Origin of the sequence: Burkholderia sp. HI2714 (genome assembly GCF_002223085.1) — a bacterium.
In the GTDB taxonomy this organism is placed as follows: domain Bacteria; phylum Pseudomonadota; class Gammaproteobacteria; order Burkholderiales; family Burkholderiaceae; genus Burkholderia; species Burkholderia lata_D.
In genome coordinates this window covers 175743-198604 of the sequence record NZ_NKFM01000046.1, presented here as the reverse complement: position 1 = coordinate 198604, position 22862 = coordinate 175743, and the positions used below count along the sequence as shown (strand labels likewise).

At 67.8% G+C, this 22862-nt stretch carries 20 protein-coding genes; 12 read left to right on the top strand and 8 right to left on the bottom strand.

What is annotated here, in order from left to right; translation table 11 throughout:
* Positions 1–172: 172 nt before the first annotated feature.
* On the top strand, positions 173–1075 hold the full coding sequence (locus CFB82_RS24540) for a sulfite exporter TauE/SafE family protein (RefSeq protein WP_089485629.1): 903 nt from the start codon (positions 173–175) through the stop codon (positions 1073–1075).
* 315 nt (positions 1076–1390) lie between these two features.
* On the opposite strand, the gene CFB82_RS24535 is transcribed toward CFB82_RS24540, so the two are convergent.
* Positions 1391–2347, bottom strand: coding sequence for a LysR substrate-binding domain-containing protein (locus tag CFB82_RS24535; protein ID WP_179255451.1), 957 nt, complete (start codon positions 2345–2347; stop codon positions 1391–1393).
* Positions 2348–2450: 103 nt separating this feature from the next.
* Between CFB82_RS24535 and CFB82_RS24530 the strand changes: the two genes are divergently transcribed.
* The 3 genes from CFB82_RS24530 (at position 2451) to CFB82_RS24520 (ending at position 4672) form a co-directional block, all read left to right on the top strand.
* A complete protein-coding gene (locus tag CFB82_RS24530; protein ID WP_089485627.1) occupies positions 2451–3776 on the top strand; it encodes a D-serine ammonia-lyase in 1326 nt (441 codons plus the stop codon).
* Positions 3777–3829: 53 nt separating this feature from the next.
* Positions 3830–4084: a hypothetical protein gene (locus CFB82_RS24525; protein WP_089447803.1), complete on the top strand. Its 255-nt coding sequence runs from the start codon at positions 3830–3832 to the stop codon at positions 4082–4084.
* Positions 4085–4372: 288 nt separating this feature from the next.
* Positions 4373–4672, top strand: a complete 300-nt coding sequence (locus CFB82_RS24520) for a DUF4148 domain-containing protein (protein ID WP_089485626.1) — start codon at positions 4373–4375, stop codon at positions 4670–4672.
* 103 nt (positions 4673–4775) lie between these two features.
* On the opposite strand, the gene CFB82_RS24515 is transcribed toward CFB82_RS24520, so the two are convergent.
* The 3 genes from CFB82_RS24515 to CFB82_RS24505 all read right to left on the bottom strand — a co-directional run bounded on the left by CFB82_RS24515 (position 4776) and on the right by CFB82_RS24505 (position 8576).
* Positions 4776–6566 (bottom strand): sensor domain-containing diguanylate cyclase, encoded by a 1791-nt coding sequence (locus tag CFB82_RS24515; RefSeq protein ID WP_089485625.1) that lies wholly within the window; start codon positions 6564–6566, stop codon positions 4776–4778.
* Positions 6563–7693: an extracellular solute-binding protein gene (locus CFB82_RS24510; protein ID WP_089485624.1), complete on the bottom strand. Its 1131-nt coding sequence runs from the start codon at positions 7691–7693 to the stop codon at positions 6563–6565. The genes CFB82_RS24515 and CFB82_RS24510 overlap by 4 nt, the downstream gene beginning before the upstream one ends.
* A 160-nt stretch (positions 7694–7853) precedes the next feature.
* Positions 7854–8576 carry a FadR/GntR family transcriptional regulator gene (locus tag CFB82_RS24505; RefSeq protein WP_089485659.1) on the bottom strand — a complete coding sequence of 241 codons (723 nt, stop codon included), beginning with the start codon at positions 8574–8576 and terminating at the stop codon, positions 7854–7856.
* Positions 8577–8846: 270 nt separating this feature from the next.
* Here CFB82_RS24505 and uxuA point away from each other — a divergent pair, with 270 nt between their 5' ends.
* From uxuA to CFB82_RS24475, 6 genes are all read left to right on the top strand, one after another.
* Complete coding sequence (gene uxuA, locus CFB82_RS24500; RefSeq protein ID WP_179255449.1) at positions 8847–9911, top strand: mannonate dehydratase; 1065 nt, start codon at positions 8847–8849, stop codon at positions 9909–9911.
* 71 nt (positions 9912–9982) lie between these two features.
* Positions 9983–11293, top strand: a complete 1311-nt coding sequence (locus CFB82_RS24495; protein ID WP_089485623.1) for an MFS transporter — start codon at positions 9983–9985, stop codon at positions 11291–11293.
* A gap of 130 nt (positions 11294–11423) precedes the next feature.
* Positions 11424–12857 carry an aminotransferase-like domain-containing protein gene (locus CFB82_RS24490; RefSeq protein WP_089485622.1) on the top strand — a complete coding sequence of 478 codons (1434 nt, stop codon included), beginning with the start codon at positions 11424–11426 and terminating at the stop codon, positions 12855–12857.
* A gap of 92 nt (positions 12858–12949) precedes the next feature.
* Positions 12950–13345 (top strand): hypothetical protein, encoded by a 396-nt coding sequence (locus tag CFB82_RS24485; RefSeq protein WP_089485621.1) that lies wholly within the window; start codon positions 12950–12952, stop codon positions 13343–13345.
* A gap of 169 nt (positions 13346–13514) precedes the next feature.
* Positions 13515–15299, top strand: coding sequence for a nitrite/sulfite reductase (locus tag CFB82_RS24480; protein ID WP_089485620.1), 1785 nt, complete (start codon positions 13515–13517; stop codon positions 15297–15299).
* The gene (locus tag CFB82_RS24475) at positions 15296–15706 is read left to right on the top strand and encodes a DUF934 domain-containing protein (RefSeq protein ID WP_089485619.1); all 411 of its coding nucleotides are present in this window, start codon (positions 15296–15298) and stop codon (positions 15704–15706) included. The genes CFB82_RS24480 and CFB82_RS24475 overlap by 4 nt, the downstream gene beginning before the upstream one ends.
* A gap of 78 nt (positions 15707–15784) precedes the next feature.
* Here the strand turns inward: CFB82_RS24475 and CFB82_RS24470 are convergent, their stop codons facing one another.
* From CFB82_RS24470 to CFB82_RS24450, 4 genes are all read right to left on the bottom strand, one after another.
* Positions 15785–17065, bottom strand: coding sequence for a virulence factor family protein (locus CFB82_RS24470; RefSeq protein ID WP_089485618.1), 1281 nt, complete (start codon positions 17063–17065; stop codon positions 15785–15787).
* Positions 17062–19656 carry a bifunctional lysylphosphatidylglycerol flippase/synthetase MprF gene (gene mprF, locus CFB82_RS24465; RefSeq protein ID WP_089485617.1) on the bottom strand — a complete coding sequence of 865 codons (2595 nt, stop codon included), beginning with the start codon at positions 19654–19656 and terminating at the stop codon, positions 17062–17064. Before mprF ends, CFB82_RS24470 begins: the two co-directional genes overlap by 4 nt.
* A 426-nt stretch (positions 19657–20082) precedes the next feature.
* A complete protein-coding gene (locus CFB82_RS24455) occupies positions 20083–20517 on the bottom strand; it encodes a hypothetical protein (RefSeq protein ID WP_069251745.1) in 435 nt (144 codons plus the stop codon).
* A gap of 80 nt (positions 20518–20597) precedes the next feature.
* Positions 20598–21512 carry a LysR family transcriptional regulator gene (locus CFB82_RS24450; RefSeq protein ID WP_089485657.1) on the bottom strand — a complete coding sequence of 305 codons (915 nt, stop codon included), beginning with the start codon at positions 21510–21512 and terminating at the stop codon, positions 20598–20600.
* Positions 21513–21607: 95 nt separating this feature from the next.
* On the opposite strand from CFB82_RS24450, the gene CFB82_RS24445 reads away from it, so the two are divergent.
* Entirely contained in the window at positions 21608–22045 is a 438-nt protein-coding gene (locus tag CFB82_RS24445) for a GlcG/HbpS family heme-binding protein (protein ID WP_089485615.1), read from the top strand.
* Positions 22046–22049: 4 nt separating this feature from the next.
* Positions 22050–22826: an SDR family oxidoreductase gene (locus CFB82_RS24440; RefSeq protein WP_089485614.1), complete on the top strand. Its 777-nt coding sequence runs from the start codon at positions 22050–22052 to the stop codon at positions 22824–22826.
* Positions 22827–22862: the final 36 nt, after the last annotated feature.

The window sequence follows — 22862 nt, the reverse complement described above, 5'->3', positions numbered from 1 at the left end:
GCATCCTCGAACCGCCTATCGATTGCCTGCGGCCGCGGCCGCGCAACGGCGCGGCGCCAGGCGATCGACTCCGGTTCAAGCCGATCCAGAACAAATGCGTGCAAGACACACGCGACCGCCACGTGCGCCATCGACAGCGCTCGCTGCCGGATATGCCGCGACATGCCACTCCATGATGCATTTCAATCTGACTGAAGGTGTACTGGTCTCCAGCCTGCAGGGGCTCAGCGCGTTCGATCTGGCCGGTATCGCCGTTGCGCTGCTGCTGGGCGGCATGGCCAAGGGGATCACCGGCATCGGCGTGCCGCTGATCGCGATGCCGATACTCAGCCAGTTCCTGCCGATCCGGCATGCGGTGCTGCTGTTGTCGATGCCGATCATCCTCGGCAACATCCCGCAGGCGCTGGAAGGCGGCCAGCTGCTGGCGACGGCACGCAAGATCGCCGCGCCGATCGCCGGCACCGTGATCGGCAATATCGTCGGCGTGGCGATCCTGCTGTCGCTCAATCCGGGCCACGCGCAGGCGGCGTCCGGCGCGCTGCTGATCGTGGCCGCGGCGCTGATGCTCGCCGCGCCGAAACTCAACCTGCCGGACGCATGGCAGAAGCCCGTCGGCTTCGCACTCGGCTTCGGTGCGGCGCTGATGGAAAGCATCGCGTCGGTTCCCGGCCCGCTGCTCGCCACCTACCTGATTTCGTCCGGTGCAACCGGACGCATCTTCACGAAGCAGATCGCGATCATCCTCGTGGTGTCGATCGTCACGCTGATCACGACGTTCAGCGGCGCCGCGCACGCGAGCGGCGCCGACCTCGCGATCTCGGCGGCAGCCAGCTTGCCGGCGATTGCCGGCATGTGGCTCGTTCGCCCGCTGCGGGACAAGATGTCGCCCCGCCTCTTCAGGAGGGTCGTGCTGCTGTTCGTGCTCGTCGCGGCATCGCAGATGATCTGGAAATCGGGCGTGTTCCGGCACGGTGGATCGCACGTTGCCCAGATGAACCACGCGCGCACGGGCAAGAACCAGGCGATGGCGCAAAGCGATCGATCGCGCATGCGTTCTGAAAGCTGCGAAGCGTAGTATTCGCGGACCCGGCGTATCGCCCCGCCCGACGGGCCGAACGATACGTCACCGACTTGGCTGCTCGCTCGCTGATGCCCGCATCGGCGCTGCCACGCTTTCAGAGGCATCACATGGAAACCTACGTATTGCTCGGCTGCGAATTGGGCCTTGGCCTGTTGATCGCCGCCTGGGGCATCTGGCAACTCAAGTAACGCTTGCCGGCCCCGTCCACGCGCAAGCCATCCGTATGGAGACGGACGGGAAACTGTAGTTTGCGTCCGCATTCGTCACCCGACTACTTCGCACTCCGATTCAGCTACCCGACAGCGTCAGCTACCCGCGTTTGCTTCCGTTCGAAAGCAAACGTGAACGCGCGGCATCGAAGCGCGTGCACTCGACCTTGAGCCAGTCCGAAAACGCCTCGGTACGCGGATCGTCGGGATGGCGTGACAACAGCATGTAGCGCGCCGGCGCACGCACGTGCCTGCCGAAGACATCCACGAGCCGCCCGCTCGCAATCTCGTCATGCACGAGCGCGGCACGCCCCATCGCGACACCCTGATGGTTCAGCGCGGCCGTGATTGCCAGGCTGGAGAAATTGAACTGCGGGCCGTCAAGATGGGCCGCCCACGCCGGACGGACTGCCTCCAGCCACGTGCGCCACTCCACGAACTCGGGCGCGCCGCCCCACGGCGCGGCGTCGTGCAGCAGGACGACGCCGTCCAGTGACTCTCCGCTGGCAAAGGCCGGATGCTGCGCCAGATACGCCGGCGTGGCGACCGGAAACAGGATTTCGTCGAGGATGGCCTCGGCATGCAGCCGATCGTATTGCACCGGGTCGTAGCGCACCGCCACATCGATGTCGTCGGTCTCCATGGCCTGCCGATCCAGCACCTGAAATTCGGCCTTCACGCGAACCGGCACGTTCGGCCGTTGCCGGTGAAATTCGGACAGGCGCGGCATCAGCCACTGCAGCGCGAGCGACGGCAGGCAACTGACCTGCAGCGGCGCATCCGACATGCCAAGCGCCTGAAGCGTGCGATTGATATCGACGAACGCGCTCGACATCGTCTCGAGCAGGATTTCGCCCTTCTCGGTCAGCTTCAGTCCGCGCGCCTGGCGCACGAACAGCGGATAGCCGAGCCGGTCCTCCAGGTTCCGGATCTGCTGGCTCACGGCGCTTTGCGTCAGGTTGAACGCCTGTGCCGTCTTTGTGAAGCTCAGCAACCGGCCGGCCGTTTCAAAGCAGTGCAACGCACCCAGGATCGAACCGTCGAGTCGCATAGATATCAGTCAGGCTAATGGATTCATTAGAAATCGGCGCTTTCGCGCAGGCGTCCCGGATCGTAGCATTCCGGCCATCGCTCCCGTTTATCCAGCACAAGGCCGATCCATGACCATCACGCTCCAGCCCGCCGATCTATTAGCCAAACTGCAATCCCGTTACCCGCTGCTGTGGCTGAATCCCCATGCCGGCAGCCCGTTGCCGCACGACGCGCCGGGGCTCCGCGCCATTGCGATGGCCGAAGCGCGGCTGGTGCGCTGCGAACCGCTGATGGCCGAACTGTTTCCCGAACTCGCGGCGAGCGCGGGAAAAATCGAATCGCCGCTGATGCCGGCGGACAACCTGCAGCGCATGCTGTCGCTCCCGGCAGACGCACACGGCGCCTGGTTCATCAAGCGCGACGACGCGTTGCCGATCGCCGGTTCGATCAAGGCGCGCGGCGGCTTTCATGAAGTGCTCGCGCTCGCGGAGTCGATCGCGATCGAACACGGGTTGCTGGACCCAGGGGGCGACCGGCGGATCCTCGCATCGGCCGCCGCACGCGAACGGTTTGCCGCGCACACCGTCATCGTCGGCAGCACCGGCAATCTCGGCCTGAGCATCGGCGTGATGGCCGCCGCGCTCGGATTCGAATCGGTCGTGCACATGTCGACCGACGCGAAGCCGTGGAAGAAGGCGCGCCTGAGAAAGCGCGGCGTTCGCGTGATCGAACATGACGGCGACTATGCGCAAGCCGTCGCGGCCGGACGCTCGCAGGCACGCGATCAGCCACGCAGTCACTTCGTCGACGACGAAGGCTCGCTGATGCTGTTCCTCGGCTACGCGGCCAGCGCCCGGCATCTCGCCGTGCAGCTCGCCGACGCGGGCCGCCGCGTGGACGCGACGCATCCGCTCTTCGTCCATATCCCGTGCGGGGTCGGCGGCGCACCGGGCGGCATCGCGTATGGCCTCAAGACGCTGTTCGGCGCGCACGTGCATTGCTTCTTTGCCGAACCCGTCGCGTCGCCGTGCATGCTGGTCCAGCTGGCCGCCGGCTCGGGGAAGCCCGTGTCCGTCTACGACGTGGGGCTCGACAACCGGACCGAGGCCGACGGCCTGGCGGTCGCACAGGCATCGCACCTCGTCAGTCCGCTGATGGCGTCGCTGCTGTCCGGCGTGTTCACCGTCAGCGACGCGCAGCTCTACGCCCAGTTGCTCGCGGTGCAGCGCGCGACGGGCGTGGAACTCGAACCGTCGGCCGCCGCTGCCGTCGGCGGCCCCGGCTGGCTGACGGCGTCCCCGGCAGGCCGCGACTACGTGCATCGCCACGCGATCGACCTGGGCCGGTCGACGCACGTCATCTGGGCAACGGGCGGCTCGCTCGTGCCGCCGGAAGAGCACCGACGCTTCCAGTCGCATGCGAAAGCGCTCGCCGGTGCCGCAGCCAACCCGTGACGCGTCGGGGCAAGCGTTCAGCCCCGTTCCCGAAGACGCGTTAGACTGTTCCGATGGAACAATGCCGTTATTGCCAGAGAATCCGCGATGAATGGGATTGCCACGGTGACGAATGCCGCCGGGCAATCGCCAAGGCGCTGCGCCGGCAGCGTGCGGGCCTGCCCATGGTGCCCGATCGCATCCGCAACGAACTGCCGTCCGGCGCGCCGACCCAGCAGGTGATCGCCGTGCTGTCGCGCCAGCGCCTGCGCGCGCGCCGCGGCAACGAGGAACGCCGGGAACGCAAGGAAATCGACGACGACGCCTGATCCGGCAGCGTCGCGGTTCGTCCGCTCTCCGCCCGCGCCTTCGCCGCCGCGCGCCCGCCCGTGCGTGCCCCTGCGTGCCATCCGCGCCGCGCGCGTCCGCCTCCTCTCCGTTGCAAATCCGGCCACGTCGATTAGGGACGGAAGGCATTTGTCTCGAAATTATTGTCCCGGCTGCAACGATCTTTCGCCGAAACTCACGTTTACCCTAGGTCGACCGGCGCCTACGATGTAATCAACCGCTTACGACATGGTGTCGAACGCGGAAAGCCAAAAACATCGGAGGTCATCATGAAATCGCTCGTTTCCGCAGTCGTTGCCGCTGTCGCCCTGTCCGCCTCGTTCGGCGCCTTCGCCCAAAGCACCGTGACCCGCGCCCAGGTGCGCAACGAACTGGTCCAGCTCGAAAGCGCCGGCTACAAGCCGAGCCAGTCGAGCCCGTACTACCCGGCCGACATCCAGGCCGCGCAAGCCCGCGTGCACGCCGAAGACAACAGCGGCTACGGTTCGCAACCGGCCGCGACCGTCCAGGGTGGCGCACCGGCCGCCAAGGTGCAAAACCCGCGCGACTCGGTCTACTTCGGTCACTAAGCAAGCCTGCCGCTGCGCGCCTTCGCGCGCAGTCCGCACCCGCCACGAGCCCGTCTTGCGACGGGCTCGTGGCGTTTGCAACGCGCAGGTCAGCGACCGGCCGTCACCGGCCGCCGCCCGACGCGACGCGGCCGGCCGCTTCGTCCGTCCCGGTGCCGGCGCCACTCCCGTTGCCGACCAGTTCCTGATAGCGTACGAACGCGCGCTGCGCGGACGCCTTCGCCGCGTACATCGCCGCATCGGCCTTGACGAGCAGTTCCTCGGCCGACGCGCCGTCGGCCGGAAACTCGCTGACGCCGATACTCGCGCCGACGGCCACACGCCGGTCGCCGAACTCCAGTTCCTCGTCCATCACGAGCTGGATGCGCGACGCGACGTCGCCGATCACCGCCGGTGAGTGCACGTCCGTAATCAGCACGATGAATTCGTCGCCACCGAGCCGCGCGACCATGTCGCCGCCACGCAGCACGAGGCTCAACCGCTTGGCGACCGCGACGAGCGTGCGGTCGCCGGCCGAGTGTCCGTGCTGATCGTTGATCTGCTTGAAGCGGTCGAGGTCGACGAACATCACGGCCAGCCCTTCGTGCATCGCGGCCGCACGCCGGATCGCGGCATCGAGATGCTCCATGAACAGCAGGCGATTCGGCAATTCGGTCAGCGCATCGTGTCCGGCGAGGTGCGTGAGCTCCAGCTGCTTCGCCCGCAACATCGCGACCTGCGTGCGGATCTCGACGCGCATGCTGTCGAAACAGCGCGCGAGCACGCCGATCTCGTCGGCACGCCCGACCGGCAACTGCTCGGCGGCCGGATCGTCGAACACGTGCGTCGCGGCGCGCGCGAGCGTCTGCAGCGGCCGCGTGATCGCACGCGCGAACAGGATCGCGAGGATCACCGCCATCAAGCTCGACACGAGCACCATCCGGACGATCCGTTCGCCGAGCATGCCGGCCGGCGACAACACATCCGCCAGCGGGCGCCCCATCCCGAGCACGACGAAGCGGTTGCCCTCGTCGTGCCCGAACGGCGTGCGCACGAACGCGAACATCTGCCCCGGCGCCGCGTCGGGGTCGGCAAGGCCATTGAAGGCAACGCTGACGCGCCCGCTGTCGAACAGCGCGCGCGTGGCGGCGAAGCGGTCCTGCATCAGCACGCGCCGGCCGCGATCGAAGCCGAACGTCTGCGACGGATCGGGATGCACGAGGAAATCGCCCCACTCGTTCGCGAGGTACACCGTGTAGTCTTCCGGCAGATCGCGCTCGAGCCGGTCGAACACGCGCGACAGCTCGACGTCGACGACGAGCGCGCCAACCGTCTGGCCCGACGCGTCGACGACCGGCGTGCCCACGCGCAGGATCGGCAGCCCTTCGGCCGCGTGCGCCCCCGTCTCGTGGTTGATCACGATCGGCGACAGGTAGATATGGCCCGGCGCCGTGGCCAGCGTATCGAATACGTAGGAAAACTGTCCTTTCTCCTGGAACGCACTGTCCGGCAGCACGACGATGCCATTCGCATCGCGATCGACACGGATACGTTCGAGTCCGAAATCCCCGCGCGCGATCAGGCGGACCTGCAGGTACTCCGGGTGATTTCTCATGAAGCTGAAGAACACCTGCTCGAGCCGCGCGCGTGGCGCGCCATCCCGGTTGTCGCCGCCCGAGACCCGTGCAGTCGACGGTAACTGCGCGAGCACGAGCGCATCGTCCGCGACGTCGGACAGCACCGCGGTGAAGCGCTGCCCGAGCAGTTGCGTCGACATCAGCAGGCTGTGCTGCGCCTCCTGCACGAGCATCGTGCGGTTCGCGCGATACGCGTAATAGCCGGTCGTGCCGGACGCGATCACGCCGATGCACGCGAACAGCACCGACAGTTTCGACGTGAGCCCGAGCCGGATCATTTTCCGAACCGCTCCGGCCGGTCGCCCGACACGATGCGGCTCCACAGCGATTCGCGCCGCGCGATGTCCTCGACGGGCTGGAGCCAGACGAGATGCTGGTGTCCGGTGTCGAGTCCCGGCGGTGGCGCGAGCGTGTTCGCGAGGCCCTGGCGTTCGGTCAGCAGCGCGCCGATCGCCGGTTCGAGCATGTAATTGATCCACGCGAACGCGAGCTCCGGATGTTGCGCGCCGCGCGTGACGGCCCAGCAGTCGAGCCATGCGAGCGCGCCTTCATCCGGGATCACGTAGCCGACGTCCGCGCCGGCACGTCGCAGCAGTTCGACCTGTTGTGTGCCGTAGTTGCCGAACATCAGTGCTGCACGATGCTGGACGAACAACGCGGTCGCCTCTTCAGGAAGCGTGTAGTACGCCAGCAGGTTGCGGCGCAGATCGATCAGCTTGTGCGCGACGGCGAACGTCTGCGCGGGCGACAGGCGAAACGGATCGGGATAGCCGAGCGCCAGCGCCGTAAACGAAAAATTGTGCTGCGCGCTGTTGAAGTCGAGCACCTTGCCGCGGTAGCGCGGATTCCACAGCTCCCGCATCGAGCGCGGCGCGGCCGGCACCTGCTTGCGGTCGTAGATCAGCCCCATCGACGAATACGTGAACGGGATCGCATACGTGGCGCCCGCTTCAACGAGCCCGTCGATCGCCGCGAGCTGCTGGAAGTTCGGCAACTGCCGCCGCCGGTTCGGGATGCGCGACAGGTCGATCGGCGCGACCAGGCGTTCGTGCGCATAGCGCTGGATCTCGGCCGTATTCGCGGCCAGTACGTCGTACGGCGGTGGCGCCGCGCTGTGCATGCGCGCCCACAGTGCTTCGTCGGAGTCGACGAACGTGACTTCGACGCGGGCGTGAAATTGTGCCTCGAACGCGCTGACGACATCGCTGTCCGCATAACCGGGCCATGCGAGCACACGCAGCACGTTGTCGTTGACGGTTTCGGGAGAGGCGGCGAAAGCCGCAAGCGCAGGGGCAAGCAAGCCCACTGTCAAAATGACGAGCAGCCTGCGCACGGCGAACCGTACGCGCGTACGTGCGCCGATTCCCCTGATGAATAGGACCCCGTGTGAATCGCCCGGCTGCATTCGACTGTCCTTTTTTGAGTCGATGCGATATCCCGCAACAAGACCATAAAACCTGTGGTCGTGCAATCGGAAGAAGCCGTACAAGGGGGCACGCGCGCCGGTCCTCACCGTCGCATGACGGTTACGTTACGCCGGCCTCTTTCCTCTGACGGAACGAGCGTCAGCGCCACGCCTGCGTGAATTCCGCGATCACGCGCGACAGGTGTGCACGCATCGCGTCGCGCGCCGCAGTGGCGTCGCGCGCCATGATCGCCGCGAAGATCCGCTGGTGATCTTCCTGCGACGCCTCGCGCAGTGCGGTCGAGTGAAAATGCTCCTCGATCTTGTCCCACAGCGGATCGCTGCGCGCGCAGTCCCACATCGCGGTGACCATGTGCAGCAGCACCGTGTTGCCGGTCGATTCCGCGATACGCAGGTGGAACTGGCGATCGGCCGCGTCGTACGCGACCTTGTCGTCCATCTGCTCGCGCATCGTCGTCAGCGAGAAAAACAGCCGGTCGAGATCCGCATCCTTGCGTTCGGTCGCCGCGAGCGCCGCGACTTCCGCCTCGATCAGCCCGCGTGCGCGCAGCGTCTCGATCGGCCCCGGGCCGCGCGGCACCTCGAACGTCACCGGCCGCGCGGCGTCGGCCGCCGATACGTAGATGCCCGAACCGATCCGCACCTCGACGGTCCCCTGCACCTCGAGCGCGATGATCGCCTCGCGCACCTGCGTGCGGCTCACGCCGAACTGGTCGGCCAGGCTGCGCTCGGACGGCAGCCGCGCACCGGCCTCGAACGCGCCGGCGGCCACCATCGCGTGAATCTGCCGCGCAAGGCCGATATAGGAGCGGTCCGCGGCATCGGTATCGCGGCTGGCTGGCAGGCTGGAAAGATCGGTCATCGAAAGGCTCGCAACAGGCTGGCCGGCGCCGTCGCGGCGCCGGATCGCCAAAATGGTACACCAATTCAGGGCAGCCTCCGATTCGGCGTGGTGGCCGGTGCAACGCATGCCTTTCCAGTGATGCGCTGACACCCCGGTCCCATCTCGATAACTGGTAAACCACTATCCCGCACAACTGGCATACCAATCATAATCCGCACACCGGAGAAGGGGCCGGCACGCTGCCGCCCGTCCGTCCGATGCCTCAACCGCCAGCCAGGAGCCGCTCCAGTGAAGATGTCTTTCCGTTGGTACGGCGAGTCCGATCCGGTCTCGCTGCAATACATCCGCCAGATCCCGGGCGTCACGCATATCGTGTCCGCGATCTACGACGAACCGGTGGGCGAAGTCTGGCCCGCGCACAAGATCGACGCGCTGAAGGCGACGATCGAGCGCGCCGGCCTGCAGTTCGAAGTCGTCGAGTCGGTGCCCGTCCACGAAGACATCAAGCTCGGCAAGCCGGGCCGCGACCGCCTGATCGACCACTACCGTCAGACGATTCGCCATCTCGGTGCGGCCGGCGTGCGCGTGATCTGCTACAACTTCATGCCCGTGTTCGACTGGACGCGCACCGAGCTGTCGAAGACGCTCGACGACGGCTCGACCTGCCTCGCGTTCAGCACCGCCGCGGTCGACCGGATCGATCCGGACGACGGCATCGCGCTGCCGGGCTGGGATTCGAGCTACCGGCCCGAACAGTTGAAGGCGCTGCTCGCAGAGTATCGCGACGTCGACGAAGCCGCGCTGTGGGCGAACCTCGAATACTTCCTGAAGGCGATCATCCCCGTCGCCGAGGAAGCCGGCGTGAAGATGGCGATCCACCCCGACGATCCGCCGCGCCCGATCTTCGGGCTGCCGCGCATCGTGAAGAACCGCGACGATCTCGCGCGGATCGTGCGCATCGTCGACACGCCCGCGAACGGGTTGACGCTGTGCTCGGGCTCGCTCGGCGCGGGCCCGCAGAACGATGTCGAGGCGCTCGTGCGCGAATTCGGCGCGATGGGCCGCATCCACTTCGCGCACATCCGCAACGTGAAGGTCGACGCGAACGGCGATTTCGAGGAAACCGCCCACCTGTCGAGCTGCGGCTCGCTCGACATCGCCGCGATCGTGAAGGCCTACCACGACACCGGCTTCACCGGCTACGTGCGCCCCGACCACGGCCGCATGATCTGGGGCGAGACGGGCAAGCCCGGCTACGGCCTCTACGACCGCGCGCTCGGCGCGGTCTACCTGAACGGCCTGTGGGAAGCGCTCGCGAAGTTCGACCGCACGCCGTCGCACGCCACGCGATAACCCGCCCATCGAGGCCGCCGGCGCTGCGGATCGCCGGCGGCCCGTCACGACATTCCGCGCGGAGACACCGCATGCCACGCATCCGATGGGCCATGATCCTCATGTGCTTCCTGGCCAACGTCATCAACTTCATCGACCGCGCGAACCTCGCGATCGCGGCGCCCAGCATCCGCGCCGACCTCGGCCTCGACGCGGTCGGCATGGGGCTCGTGCTGAGCGCATTCTTCTGGACCTACGCATTCCTGCAACTGCCGGCCGGCTGGTTCATCGACAAGGTCGGCGTGCGCGTGAGCCTCGCGCTCGCGGTCGGCTGGTGGTCGGTGTTCACCGTCGCGACCGGCGCCGCGCGCGGCCTCGCGCAGCTCGTCGGCGTGCGGCTGATGCTCGGTGTCGGCGAAGCGGCCGCGATCCCGTCGTTCGCGAAGGTCGCGTTCAACTGGTTCCCCCGCAGCGAACGCGGGCTCGCGAGCAGCATCTTCGACAGCGGCTCGCGCGTCGGCTCCGCGCTGTCGCTGCCGCTCGTCGCGTGGCTGATCTCGATCGTCGGCTGGCGCGGGTCGTTCGTGATCACCGGCGGCATCGGCATTGTGTGGGCACTGGCGTGGTGGTTCATCTATCGCGACCCGGAACGCTATCACGCGATCGCGCCCGACGCCGTCGATGCACTGCTCGCGCAACGCGGCGCACCGACCGTTGCGGCCGCAACCGATGGCCCGAAGGTATCGTGGCTCGACCTGTTCCGCTACCGCACCGTGTGGGGCATGATGATCGGCCTGTTCTGCCTGAACTTCGCGATCTACTTCTTCATCACGTGGTTCCCGAGCTACCTGCTGCAGTCGCGCGGCTTCTCGCTCGCGTCGCTCGGCACGTGGGGCATGCTGCCCGCGCTGCTCGCGATTCCCGGCGGCTGGCTCGGCGGCTATGTGTCGGACAGCCTGTTCCGCCGCGGCTGGAGCGCGACCGCTGCGCGCAAGACCTGCCTCGTGCTCGGCATGCTGCTGTCTTCGTCGATCGCACTGTCGGCCTTCGTCGAGAACGTGTGGGCCTGCCTCGGTTTGTTCGCGCTGGCTTATGCGAGCCTGTCGTTTGCAGGCGCCAACGTGTGGACGCTCGTCGGCGAAGTCGCACCGACGCCCGCGCATGTCGCGTCGCTCGGCGGCATCCAGAACTTCGCGGGCAATCTCGCGGGGATCTTCATCACGACGTTCACGGGCGTGATGCTGTCGATCACGAAGGGCTCGTTCGTCGTGCCGCTCGCGGTGGCCGGCGCGTTGTGCGTGGTCGGTGCACTGTCGTACCTGTTCATCGTCGGCAAGGTCGAGCCGTTGCCGCCGCTGCGCGGCGCCGCGAACCGGCAGAACGTCGAGCCGAACGCGGCCTGACCCAGCCGGAAAGCGCGGCCCGCCGCGCCTGCGCTTTCCTTTTCGGGCCACGCATCGGACAATGAGCCGCGCCCGCCGGCGCGGCGCCACTCCGGCCCGCGCGTGGCGACGGCGCGCTCCGCCCTCGCCGATGAAACGCTACGAAACCCTCGCCCACACGATCGCCGACGATATCCGCAACGGCAACCTCGCCGTCGGCACGCGCCTGCCGTCGCTGCGGCAGATCATCGCGCAGCACGGCGTGAGCCAGTCGACGGTGTTTCGCGCGTACTACCTGCTCGAACAGTGGGGGCTGATCCGCGCGCGCGAACGCTCGGGCTACTACGTCGCGCCGGGCGCCACGCCGGCGGCAAGCCCGGCCGCCAAGCGCCAGGCAAGCCGTGCCGGCGCCACGCGCAAGGTCGACATCAGCAGCCTCGTGTTCTCCGTTCTCGACGCGGCCACGCAACCCGGCATCGTGCCGCTCGGCTCCGCCTTCCCGTCGCCGCAACTGTTTCCGCTGCCGCGTCTCGCGAAATCGCTCGCCCAGGCCACGCGGCTCGTCAGCCCGTGGAGCACGGTCGTCGACCTGCCGCCCGGCAACGAGGCGCTGCGCCAGCAGATCGCGCGGCGCTATCTCGCAACCGGAATCTCGCAGCCGATCGACGAGATCGTCGTCACGAACGGCGCGCTCGAAGCGCTGAACCTGTGCCTGATGGCCGTCACGCGGCCCGGCGACGTCGTGGCTGTCGAGGCGCCCGGTTTCTATGCGGCGCTGCAGGCGATCGAGCGGCTCGACCTGCGCGCGGTCGAGATTCCCGTCGATCCGCGCACGGGCCTCGATCTCGACGCGCTCGCAAACGCGCTCGACCGGCACGACATCCGCGCGTGCTGGTTCATGACCAACTTCCAGAATCCGACCGGCGTCACGCTGTCCGCCGAGAAGAAGCGCGCGCTCGTCGAGTTGCTCGCCGCGCGCGACGTGCCGCTGATCGAGGACGACGTGTACGGCGAGCTGCACTTCGGCCCCGACTATCCGCTGCCCGCGCGCGCGTTCGATCGACACGGCCTCGTGATGCATTGCAGTTCGTTCTCGAAGACGCTCGCGCCCGGCTACCGGATCGGCTGGGCCGCCGCCGGCCGGTTCGCGGAGAAGGTGCAGCGGCTCAAGCTGATGACGACGCTGTCGGCCAGCATTCCCGCGCAGGTCGGTATCGCGAACTATCTCGAGCACGGCGGCTACGACCGGCACCTGCGCAAGCTGCGCGGCGCGCTGCATACGCAGCTCGACCGGATGGACGACGCGCTGCGGCGCTCGCTGCCGGCCGGCGTCGAGTGGGTGCGGCCCGAAGGCGGCTATTTTCTGTGGCTCGCGTTTCCCGACGCGATCGACGCGATGGAGCTGCATCGCCAGGCGATCGCACGCGGGATCAGCTTCGCGCCGGGGCCGCTGTTTTCGGCCGCGCATGGCTTCGAGCGTTGCGTGCGCGTGAACTTCGGCCATCCGTGGAGCCGCGACATCGAGCGCGCAATCCGTGTGCTCGGTGAGCTCGTCGCGCAGCCGTCGGTCCGCAAGGGCGGTTGAATCCCACCGGGTGCGCACCGCCTGCGTCACGGTGATGCGCGCAATCCGCACGCGGGTTACAGTGCTGATCCCGCCGCCCTTCATGATTGCCCATGAGTCAACTGCCCTACCTCGATCACGACGCGCTGTTGAAACTGACCGCTGAAGCCGCGCATATCACGCAGTCGTGCATCTGCACGAAAACGCCGCTTGCCGGATGGACGACCCTGCCGCTGTCGCTGCAGGACGCGCAACTGACCGAAGTCGCCACGCTCGCACCGCCCGGCGAGACGGAGCCGACCTACGCCGAACATCACCCGGCCGGCACGCACTACGCGTCGGACGACGCGCCGATCGCCCTGCGCCATTTCCCGTACAACCGCTGCACCGTCAACCGCTGCCGCTCGTGCAGCCGCCTGTTCCTGCGCTACCAGGAAGGCGGCGGCTACTTCATCGACCAGCGCATCCGCGCGCTCGATCCGGCGCTCGTCGTGGACGCCGCCGCATAAACGCCCGGGCCGGCGTCACGCCGGCCATCTGCTGCGCCCTTTTCGTCCCCATCTGCTGCTTGTCCCGCCGCACCGCGTTCCCTACGCTGTCTCCGGTTGCCTGACACCCGTCGCAACGTCTGTCCCGAGCCGCGCGCTCCGCGCCACGGCTCCTCTCGCGTATCACGTCATGTATCGATATACCGTTTTCGACCGGGCGCTCGTGCACAGCCGCGCCGCCCAGTTTCGCGACCAGCTCGAACGCTGGCAGCACGGCACGCTGAGCGAAGACGCATTCCGGCCACTGCGCCTGCAGAACGGCTGGTACGTGCAGCGCCACGCGCCGATGCTGCGCGTGGCCGTCCCGTACGGCGAACTGTCGAGCGCCCAGCTGCGCGTGCTCGCGCGGATCGCGCGCGACTACGACGTGCCGGACGATGCCACCTACCGCGCCGCAGCCGACGCGCAGGCGTTGCTCGGCACGCTGCGCCTGCCGACCCGCAGCGCGCACTTCACGACGCGTACCAACGTGCAGTTCAACTGGATTCCGCTCGCCAAGGCCGCCGACGTGATGGACCTGCTCGCGACCGTCGACATGCACGGCATCCAGACGAGCGGCAACTGCATCCGCAATATCTCGTGCGACGAGCGCGCCGGCGTCGCGCCGGACGAGATCGCCGATCCGCGCCCGTTCGCCGAGGTGATGCGCCAGTGGACCACGCTGCACCCCGAGTTCGCGTTCCTGCCGCGCAAGTTCAAGATCGCGATCACCGGCGCGACCGAAGACCGCGCGGCCACCGACTGGCACGACGTCGGGCTGAAGCTCGTGCGCGACGACGCGGGCGCGCTCGGCTTTCGCGTAAGCGTCGGCGGCGGGATGGGCCGCACGCCGATGATCGCGACGCTGCTGCGCGCGTTCCTGCCCTGGCAGCACGTGATGAACTACATCGAGGCAATCGTCCGCGTGTACAACCGCTACGGACGGCGCGACAACAAGTACAAGGCGCGCATCAAGATCCTCGTGAAGACCGAGGGACAGCGCTATATCGACGACGTCGAGGAGGAGTTCCGCCAGATCGTCGATCACGACGGCGGGCTGCACACGATTCCGCAGATCGAGTTCGATCGCGTCGCCGCATCGTTCGTCCCGCCGCGGCTCAAGCCGCGCACGGTCAGCCTGCGCGACGCGAACCTGCGCCTGTCGGCCCAGGCCGCACGCCATCCGGCCTTCGCGCGCTGGCTCGCACGCAATGTGGCCGACCACCGCGACCCCGCGCTGCGCATCGTCACCCTGTCGTTCAAGCGCCGCCTGCAGGCACCGGGCGACGCGTCGCCGGACCAGCTCGACGCGCTCGCCGATCTCGCCGACCAGTTCTCGGCCGGCGAGGCGCGCGTCACGCACACGCAGAACGTCGTGCTGCCATGGGTGCATGTCGACGACCTGTTCCTGCTGTGGGAAAACGCGCGTGCGATCGGGCTCGCCAGCGCGAACGTCGGACTCCTGACGGACATGATCGCGTGCCCGGGCGGTGACTTCTGCGCGCTCGCGAATGCACGCTCGATCCCGATCGCCGATGCGATCGCCGAGCGCTTCCAGGATCTCGACATGCTGCACGACGTCGGCGATATCGACCTGCACATCAGCGGCTGCATCAACTCGTGCGGCCATCATCACAGCGGGCACCTCGGCATCCTCGGCGTCGACAAGGACGGCGCCGAGTGGTACCAGGTCACGCTCGGCGGCTCGGACGGCTCGACCGCGAGCGGCCCTGCGCGGCCGGGCAAGGTGATCGGCCCGTCGTTCTCGGCGGACGAGATCGTCGATGTCGTCGATGCGATCGTCAATGCGTATCTCGACGCACGCATCGACGACGACGGCCGCAGCGAACGATTCATCGACACCGTCCGCCGCATCGGCACGGAACCCTTCAAGGCCGCCGCGAACGACGCGCGCCATCAGGTGGAGCACGCATGAAGCAGGAGTATCCGACCGCACGCATCCGGCTGCTGACGCCGGCCGAACACGCCGGCGACGCGCAGCAGCACGACACGGCGACGCTGACGATCGGCAACGACGAGGAACTGCCGCCGCTCACCGAACACATCGCGCGGGCCGCGCGCATCGACCTGGTGTTTCCGTCGTTCACCGATGGGCGCGCGTACAGCCAGGCGTACCTGCTGCGCAAGCGCTACGGCTTCGCCGGCGACCTGCGCGCGACCGGCGAGGTGCTGGTCGACCAGCTGCTGCTGATGGAACGCACGGGGTTCTCGAGCGCGGTGCTCGGCGACGGCACGGACATCACGGCCGCGCAGCGTCAGCTCGACCGGTTCACCGGCTTCTATCAGCACGATGCGCGAACGGCGATGCCCGCCGGAAAATGAAACGGGCGGCCCGCAGGCCGCCCGTACGATGAACCGGAAGCTACCGGCCGGCGCCCGCCGCGAAGCGGGTGCCGGCGTTCAGCGCGCCGCGACCGGCTTGCCGAACGCGCCGAGGATCTTCTTCTCGAGCGCGATGTAGTTGCGGCCGAAGTGGTGATCGCCTTGCGTCTTGATCACGTCGGCGCCCGTGTTCACGAGTGCCGGACACATCGTGTCCTTCTCTTCGGCGCCATAGAAGCACTGTACGAGCTGCGGCGGCACCTTCGCGATTTCCGGCGCGACCTTCAGTGCGTTGTCGCTTGCGGGCATGCCAAGCCAGCCCGTCACGCGGATCTGGAAATCGGCGGCCGGCGCGAAGCCGAGCAGCGACATCACGGCGACCTTGTCGCGCAGGTCGGCCGGCAGCCGGTTGTACGCGAACGGCATCACGTCGGCGCCGAACGAGTAGCCGACCAGCGCCACCCGGTTCGCATGCCAGCGCGCCATGTAGGTGCGCATCACGCGCGCGAGATCGCGGCTCACCTGCGCCGGTGGCTTCTCGCTCCAGAAATAGCGCAGGCTGTCGATGCCGACCACCGACACGCCGTCGCGCTGCAGCGCCTCGGCGATCGTCTTGTCGAGATCGCGCCAGCCGCCGTCACCCGAGATCACGATCGCGAGCTGGCCGTTGCCGCCCTTGGCCGGCAGCTCGACGAGCGGCAGGTCCGACACGTCGAGTTCGTCGCCGCTGGTGGTGTCCCGCAGATGCGACGTGACGAGCGACACGAGCTTCGCGGAATCGCCCGTGGCCGCCGTTTCGACGAAACCCGGCATCGCGCGGCGCACGATCGTCGGATCGGGCGGGCACGGCTTGAAGCGCGGATCGAGCTTGGCGGGCGGATCGACCGATACGACACCGGCGATCGTGTTCTCCGGCGCCATCGACAGGATCTGCTTCGCGATCGCGCCGCCCTGGCCCACGCCCGCGACGATCGGCGTGAAATAGCGCGACGACTGCGCGAGGCGTTCGAGCTGGTGGCTGACCGCTTCGGCGTCGCCGTCGAGGTGGTGGCAGGTCTCCTGCTTCGCGGCGAGATTCATCGCATACCGCTCCGAATCGACACCGACGGTCATCGCACCGGCCTTCGCAAGCGCATCGGCGGCCTGCTGGTCGGCCGCATTCCAGCCGGCCTCGCGCGAGAACAGCACGACGAAGCCGCGCAGCGGTCCGCTGGGTTTGGTCACGGTCACGAGCCCGTAGCGGCCGCCCGATACGGTTTCGGCCTTCATCGCGGCCGGCTGCGTGGCGCACGCGGCGCCGGCCAGCATCATTCCCGCGCAGGCGGCTGCCGCCCGCACGATTCCCTTCTTCAACATCATGAACGCCGACCTCCAGCCAGCAATGACAGGTCCGCAAGCGTGACGAACACGCCGACCGTGCCCGAGGCCGCGAGGTAACGCGGCTCCCAGTGCGGTTCGAACTTGCTCTTGAATGCGCGCAAGCCGCGGAAGTTGTAGAAGCGGCCGCCGAAGCGCCAGACCATCAGGCCGATCCGGTGCAACGGCGACGGCATCTTCGCCGCCCCCATCCCCGAGAACGGCGCGATGCCCAGGCTCAGCTTGCGGAAGCCCGCTTCCTTCAGATGCAGCGCGAGCTGCGTAAACAGATATTCCATCGCGTACGGCGACGCGTCCGGCAGATGGCGCATCACGCCGACCGTCGCCTCGGTGTTGAGGTCGGTCGTCATGAACGTGACGAACGCGATCGGCTTGTCGGCCTGCCGCACGAGCATCACCGACTGCGTCGCCAGATAGCCGTCGTGGAACGCGGCGACCGAGAAGCTCTTCTCGCGCGCGTCGCGGCTGTCGAGCCAGCCGTCCGAGATGTCGCGCAGCGCCGGCAGCGCGGCCGGCACGTCGTCCGGCGCGATGACCTCGACCGTCAGCGCATCCTTGTCGCCGCGACGCAGCGCATAGCGCAGGTGCGAACGGTTCGATCCTTTCAAATCGAACTGGTCGAGCGCGATATGCGCTTCCTCGCCCAGCTTCATCAGCGTGAGCCCCGCGTCGAGATACAGCGGCAGTGCGTTCGCGCGCACCTGGTAGAACGCCGCGCGACCGCTGTGCGCGTGCGCGAGCGCAATGAACTTGCTGATCAGCGCCGGCCACTCTTCGCGCGGCCCGACCGGGTCGTGCAGTGCGGCCCACGTGCGGCCGTTCTTCGCGTACATCAGGAACGCGCGACGCGACTCCGAGAACAGGAACGACTTGTCGCCCATCAGCGCCAGGCCCGCGTCGCTGCATTCCTGTGCGCGGATGATCTGCTCCGCGTCGATCAGGTCCTGCTCCGCGGGCTTCACGAAACGTCCGGGCGCCGGGCGCAGCAATTGCCACAGCGCGAACAGCGCGACGAACACGCCGGCCGCGAGCGTCGCGCGCAGCGCACGCGGCGCACGCGCGTCGAACGAGAAATGCGACCACAGCTCGCGCGTGTACGGCACGTCGCGGAACGCGAAGAACAGCACCCACACGGCCAGCATCAGCACCATCGCCACCGACACGAACCAGCTCACCGTGAAGCGCTCCGCCAGCAACGACGAATGGCGGTTGAAGCGGCGACGACTGACGAGCAGCAACACCAGCAGCGTGCCGAGCACGCCGGCCTCGACGAACGCGAGGCCCTTCGCCAGCGACAGCGCGAGGCTGGCGAGCGTCAGCGCGAAAGTCATCCACCAAGCACCGTCGAGGCGGCGCAGCAGCCCGCGCGCGACGAACAGCAGCGCCACGCCGAGCACGCTGCAGATCACCTGCGAGCCTTCGAGCACCCACAGCGGCACGAGGTGGCGCAGGATCGCGATCCGGTGCCAGAACGCGGGCGTCGCGCTCGAGATCACCAGCATTCCGCCGACCGCGAACGTCACGAGGCTCAGGAACACCGGTGCGAGCTGCGACACGCGCACGGCCTGCCGCGTCACGAGCCGGCGCCGCAGCGCGCGGCCCTCGAAACCGGCCAGCAGGCCGGCCGACAGCACGAGCGGCACGCCGAAATAGATCGCGCGATACGCGATCAGCGCGGCGACCATCGCGTGCGGCGGCACTTCGCGGCCGAGCGTGAAGACCATCGCGGCTTCGAACACGCCGATCCCGCCCGGCGTATGGCCGATCATCCCGAGCAGCAACGCGGCCGCGTAAACCGTAATGAAGGTCGGGAAGCCGACCGGCGCGGCCGGCAGCAGCACCCACAGCGTCAGGCCCGCCGCAACGACGTCGAATACCGCATAGACGACCTGCGCGACGAGATCGCGCCGCGCCGGCACGTCGAACGACAGCCACTTGAAGCGCGTGACGACCGGGCGCGCGGTGTTGCCACACATCACGACCATAGCGGCCAGCACCACGAGCAGCGCCGCGCCGGTCCACGTCAGCACGCCCGGCGCGACGTGCAGCATCGCGGCGAGCGCCTCCGGCACGCAGACCATGCCGATCGCCGTCATCCACACCATCGCAAGCGCCAGCGTGCCGCTCGTGAACACCGTCATCCGGCCGATCTGCGCAGGCGTGACGCCCGACACGCCGTACACGCGTGCACGCACCGCGCCGCCCGTCAGCGCGCCGAAGCCGGTCGCGTTACCGAGCGCGGACCCGGCGATCGCGCCGATCCACAGCGCGACGCGCGGCACCTTCGCGGCGACGTAACGCAGGCCGACCGCGTCGCGGGCGACGAGCGCGAGATAGCTGAGGGCCGTCGCGGCCAGCGACGCGCCCCACTCGCCGGCGGACATGTGACGCAGCTGGCGGATCACCGACCGGTAGTCGACGGATTCCGACAGGTGCTGGAAAACCACGATCAGCAGCAGGCCGATGCCGAGCGCGAGCAGCGGCGACAGCACGCGCTCGTTGCGGATCAGCGCCCGGACACGGGCGATCACCGCCGCGGCGCGGCCGGGCGAACCAGAGTGGCGGGAAGACATAGGTTGTTCAGTGGTGGTGCATAGCGTGTCGCGGCGCGAGGAGGCCAGGCGGCGACGTATCTGGTTGTTCTGCGTGGGCGGTCGGCCGGCGAAATGGCAGGCGGCGCCTGGATCAGAACTTACGAGTATACGGAATTTATATTACAGAATCTTTCAAGTTCGGATTGTGCGGATTTGTCGTGCCATGTGCGTAAAAATCGCATCAAAAATAGTGCGTCCGACAAACGCAAGGTGCGCATCATACCGGGAACCGGCGGGGTTTTTTCATCGGATGAATGGCCGGCAGCGGAATTGGGAGAAATTCCCCGGTCGGGCTGCGTGGACGAGGACGGATTCACGGGCCGACGCGACACTTCGGAAATGGGGACCGGTTGATCCGAGTGACGGGTGCACTCCGTCTCCCAACCCGGGACCACAGGGGCCCCATTACTTCGCCCGCTCATGCTCCCCCAACCCGATCGCCTTGTAGTCGTAAGTCGGATAGAACTCCGTCCGATACGCACCCCACGCCGTATCCTCGAGCACGCGATTGACCTCGCGCAGCCGCGACGCCGGCAACCGCAGCACGACGATCTGCCCGATCCCCATCGTCACGGTCCAGCTCACCACTTCGACACCCGGCGGCGGGAATGCCTTGTAGAACCCCTGCTTCGCGAGCTGCGCATTCAGCTCGGCAAGCGGGCGCGACTGGTCGTGTTTCAGGAATACCGTGAGCAGTACCGCGTTGTCGGATGTGGCAGCGGAAGAACCCGCCGGCACGGTCGACGTCTGGCCGATGGCCGGTGCGCTGCACATCACGGCACCGGCCAGCGCTGCAGCAATGGCGAAGGTTCGAATCGGGAAAGGCAGGCATACGGTCATGACGCGACTCCATGGATTCGTGGCTGGAGCCGCCATCATGCGCCGTCGAACCAACCGTTGCAGCGGGCCGGCGGATGCGGTTACGCGTCGTCCCCGCCGTTGCGTTCGCGCAGCACGTCGATGAACGCCCGCAGCTTGGCCGGCACGTGCTTGCGATTGACGTAGTACAGCCACATCGGCGGCAGCGTGCGGCACGCGCCGGGCAGCACCTCGACGAGCGTGCCGTCGCGCACGTCCTGCTCGAACCGCTCTCGCATGAACGCGAACGCGATGCCGACACCCGCGCGCGCCGCATCGATCACCGCGTCGGCATCGTTCGTCACGAACACGCCGTCCGGATCAAGATCGACGTCGCGCTGCCCGTCGCGCAACAGCCATTTGTGCAGGCGTCCGCTCTCCGAGAACCGGAAACGGATGCACGCATGCCGCTCGAGCTCCGCAATCGACGCTGGCGCGCCATGCCGCGCCAGATAACGGGGCGATGCCACCAGCGCACACGTCAGCGCCGGCGCGATCCGCACGCCGATCATGCCCGGCTGCAACCGGTCGGCCAGGCGAATCCCCGCATCGAACCCGTCCTTCGCGATATCGACCAGTTCATTCTCGTAGCGGATCTCGAGCCGGACTTTCGGATAGCGTTCGCGGAACGTGGCGAGCACCGGCGCGATCACGAGCGCACGCGCCAGCGGCAGCGCGGTCACGCGCAACAACCCGTTCGGCTCGCTGCGCGCATCCTTCAGCGCGTCGCGGGCCTGCATGACCTGCCGGTATGCAGGTTCCGTCTGCCGCCAGTAGTGCTGGCCGGCCTCCGTCAGGCTCACGCCGCGCGTGCTGCGGTTGAACAGCTTCACGTTCAGCTCGCCCTCGAGCTGCCCGATCGCGAGGCTGACGGCCGCCGGCGTCAGGCCCAGCGCGGCGGCAGCGCGCGTGAAGTTGCCGGCCGTCGCGACGGTCATGAACACGTGCAGCCCGGCCATCGGATCACGTCTGCTCATCATTAAAAAAACTTGAAACTCTTTCGAGCGGAATGCGGATTCTCCCATATACCGCATCTGCCTACACTGGCACTGTCGTCCCATCGGAGCCCCACATGAACCCGCTCACCGCCGCCCTGCCGCTCGCGGCCGCCCGCCGCACGCTCGACGCGGCACTCGCGCATGCCGCATCGCTGCAGGTTGCCGGCATCGCCGTCGCGATCGTCGATGCCGGCGCGAACCTGCTCGCGTTCGCGCGCACCGACGACTGCTTTCTCGGTGCGATCGATCTCGCGCAACGCAAGGCGCTGACGGCGGTCCGCTTCCGCACGTCGACCAGCGCACTCGGCGCGATGTCGGGCGACGGTCCGCTGCGCGGCATCGAGCACAGCCACGGCGGGCTCGTCACGTTCGGCGGCGGCGAACCGCTCGTCGACGGCGACGGGCATTGCGTCGGCGCGATCGGCATCTCGGGCGGCAGCGTCGACGAAGACACCGCGATCGCGCAGCACTGCCGCGACCGCTTTCCGGCAACGTTCCACTCCACAAGGTAAGCACATGGCACAGAAACGCATCCTCATCACCGGCGCGGGCACCGGCTTCGGCCGCGAAGTCGCGTTGCGCCTCGCCGAACGCGGTCACGACGTGACGGCCGGCGTACGCGTCATCGCCGAAATCGACGCACTGACGGCCGCCGCCACGCAGCGCGGCACCGCGCTGCGCGCGATCAAGCTCGACGTCACGTCGGCGCACGATCGCGCCCGCGCGGCCGAGCTCGACATCGACGTGCTCGTGAACAACGCGGGCGTCGGCGAAGCGGGCGCGCTGGTGGACCTGCCGGTCGAGATCGTCCGCGAGCTGTTCGACGTGAACGTGTTCGGGCCGCTCGAGCTCACGCAGCAGATCGCACGCGGCATGCTCGCGCGCCGGCACGGCAAGATCGTGTTCGTGTCGTCGATCGCGGGCCTGATCACGGGGCCGTTCACGGGCGCCTATTGCGCGTCGAAGCACGCGGTCGAATCGGTGGCCGAGGCGATGCACGCGGAACTCGCGCCGCACGGGATCAAGGTCGCGGTCGTGAACCCCGGCCCGTACAGCACGGGCTTCAATGACCGGATGATGGAAACGACGCGACGCTGGCACGATCCGGCCGTCCATACCGTGACGCCCGAGCGGCTGACGTTCCCGCTCGAACAGCACGACCCGGAGGAAATGATCGCGAAGATGGTCGACGTGATCGACAGCGATGGCGGCGCGTTCCGCAACCTGCTGCCGGCATCGTCGGAAGCGTTCGTGCGCGCCGAACAGGCGCACGCTTGGGAGCGGCAGCAGTAACCGCGCGGCGGAGCGGCGGGCCGCACGCCGCCGCTC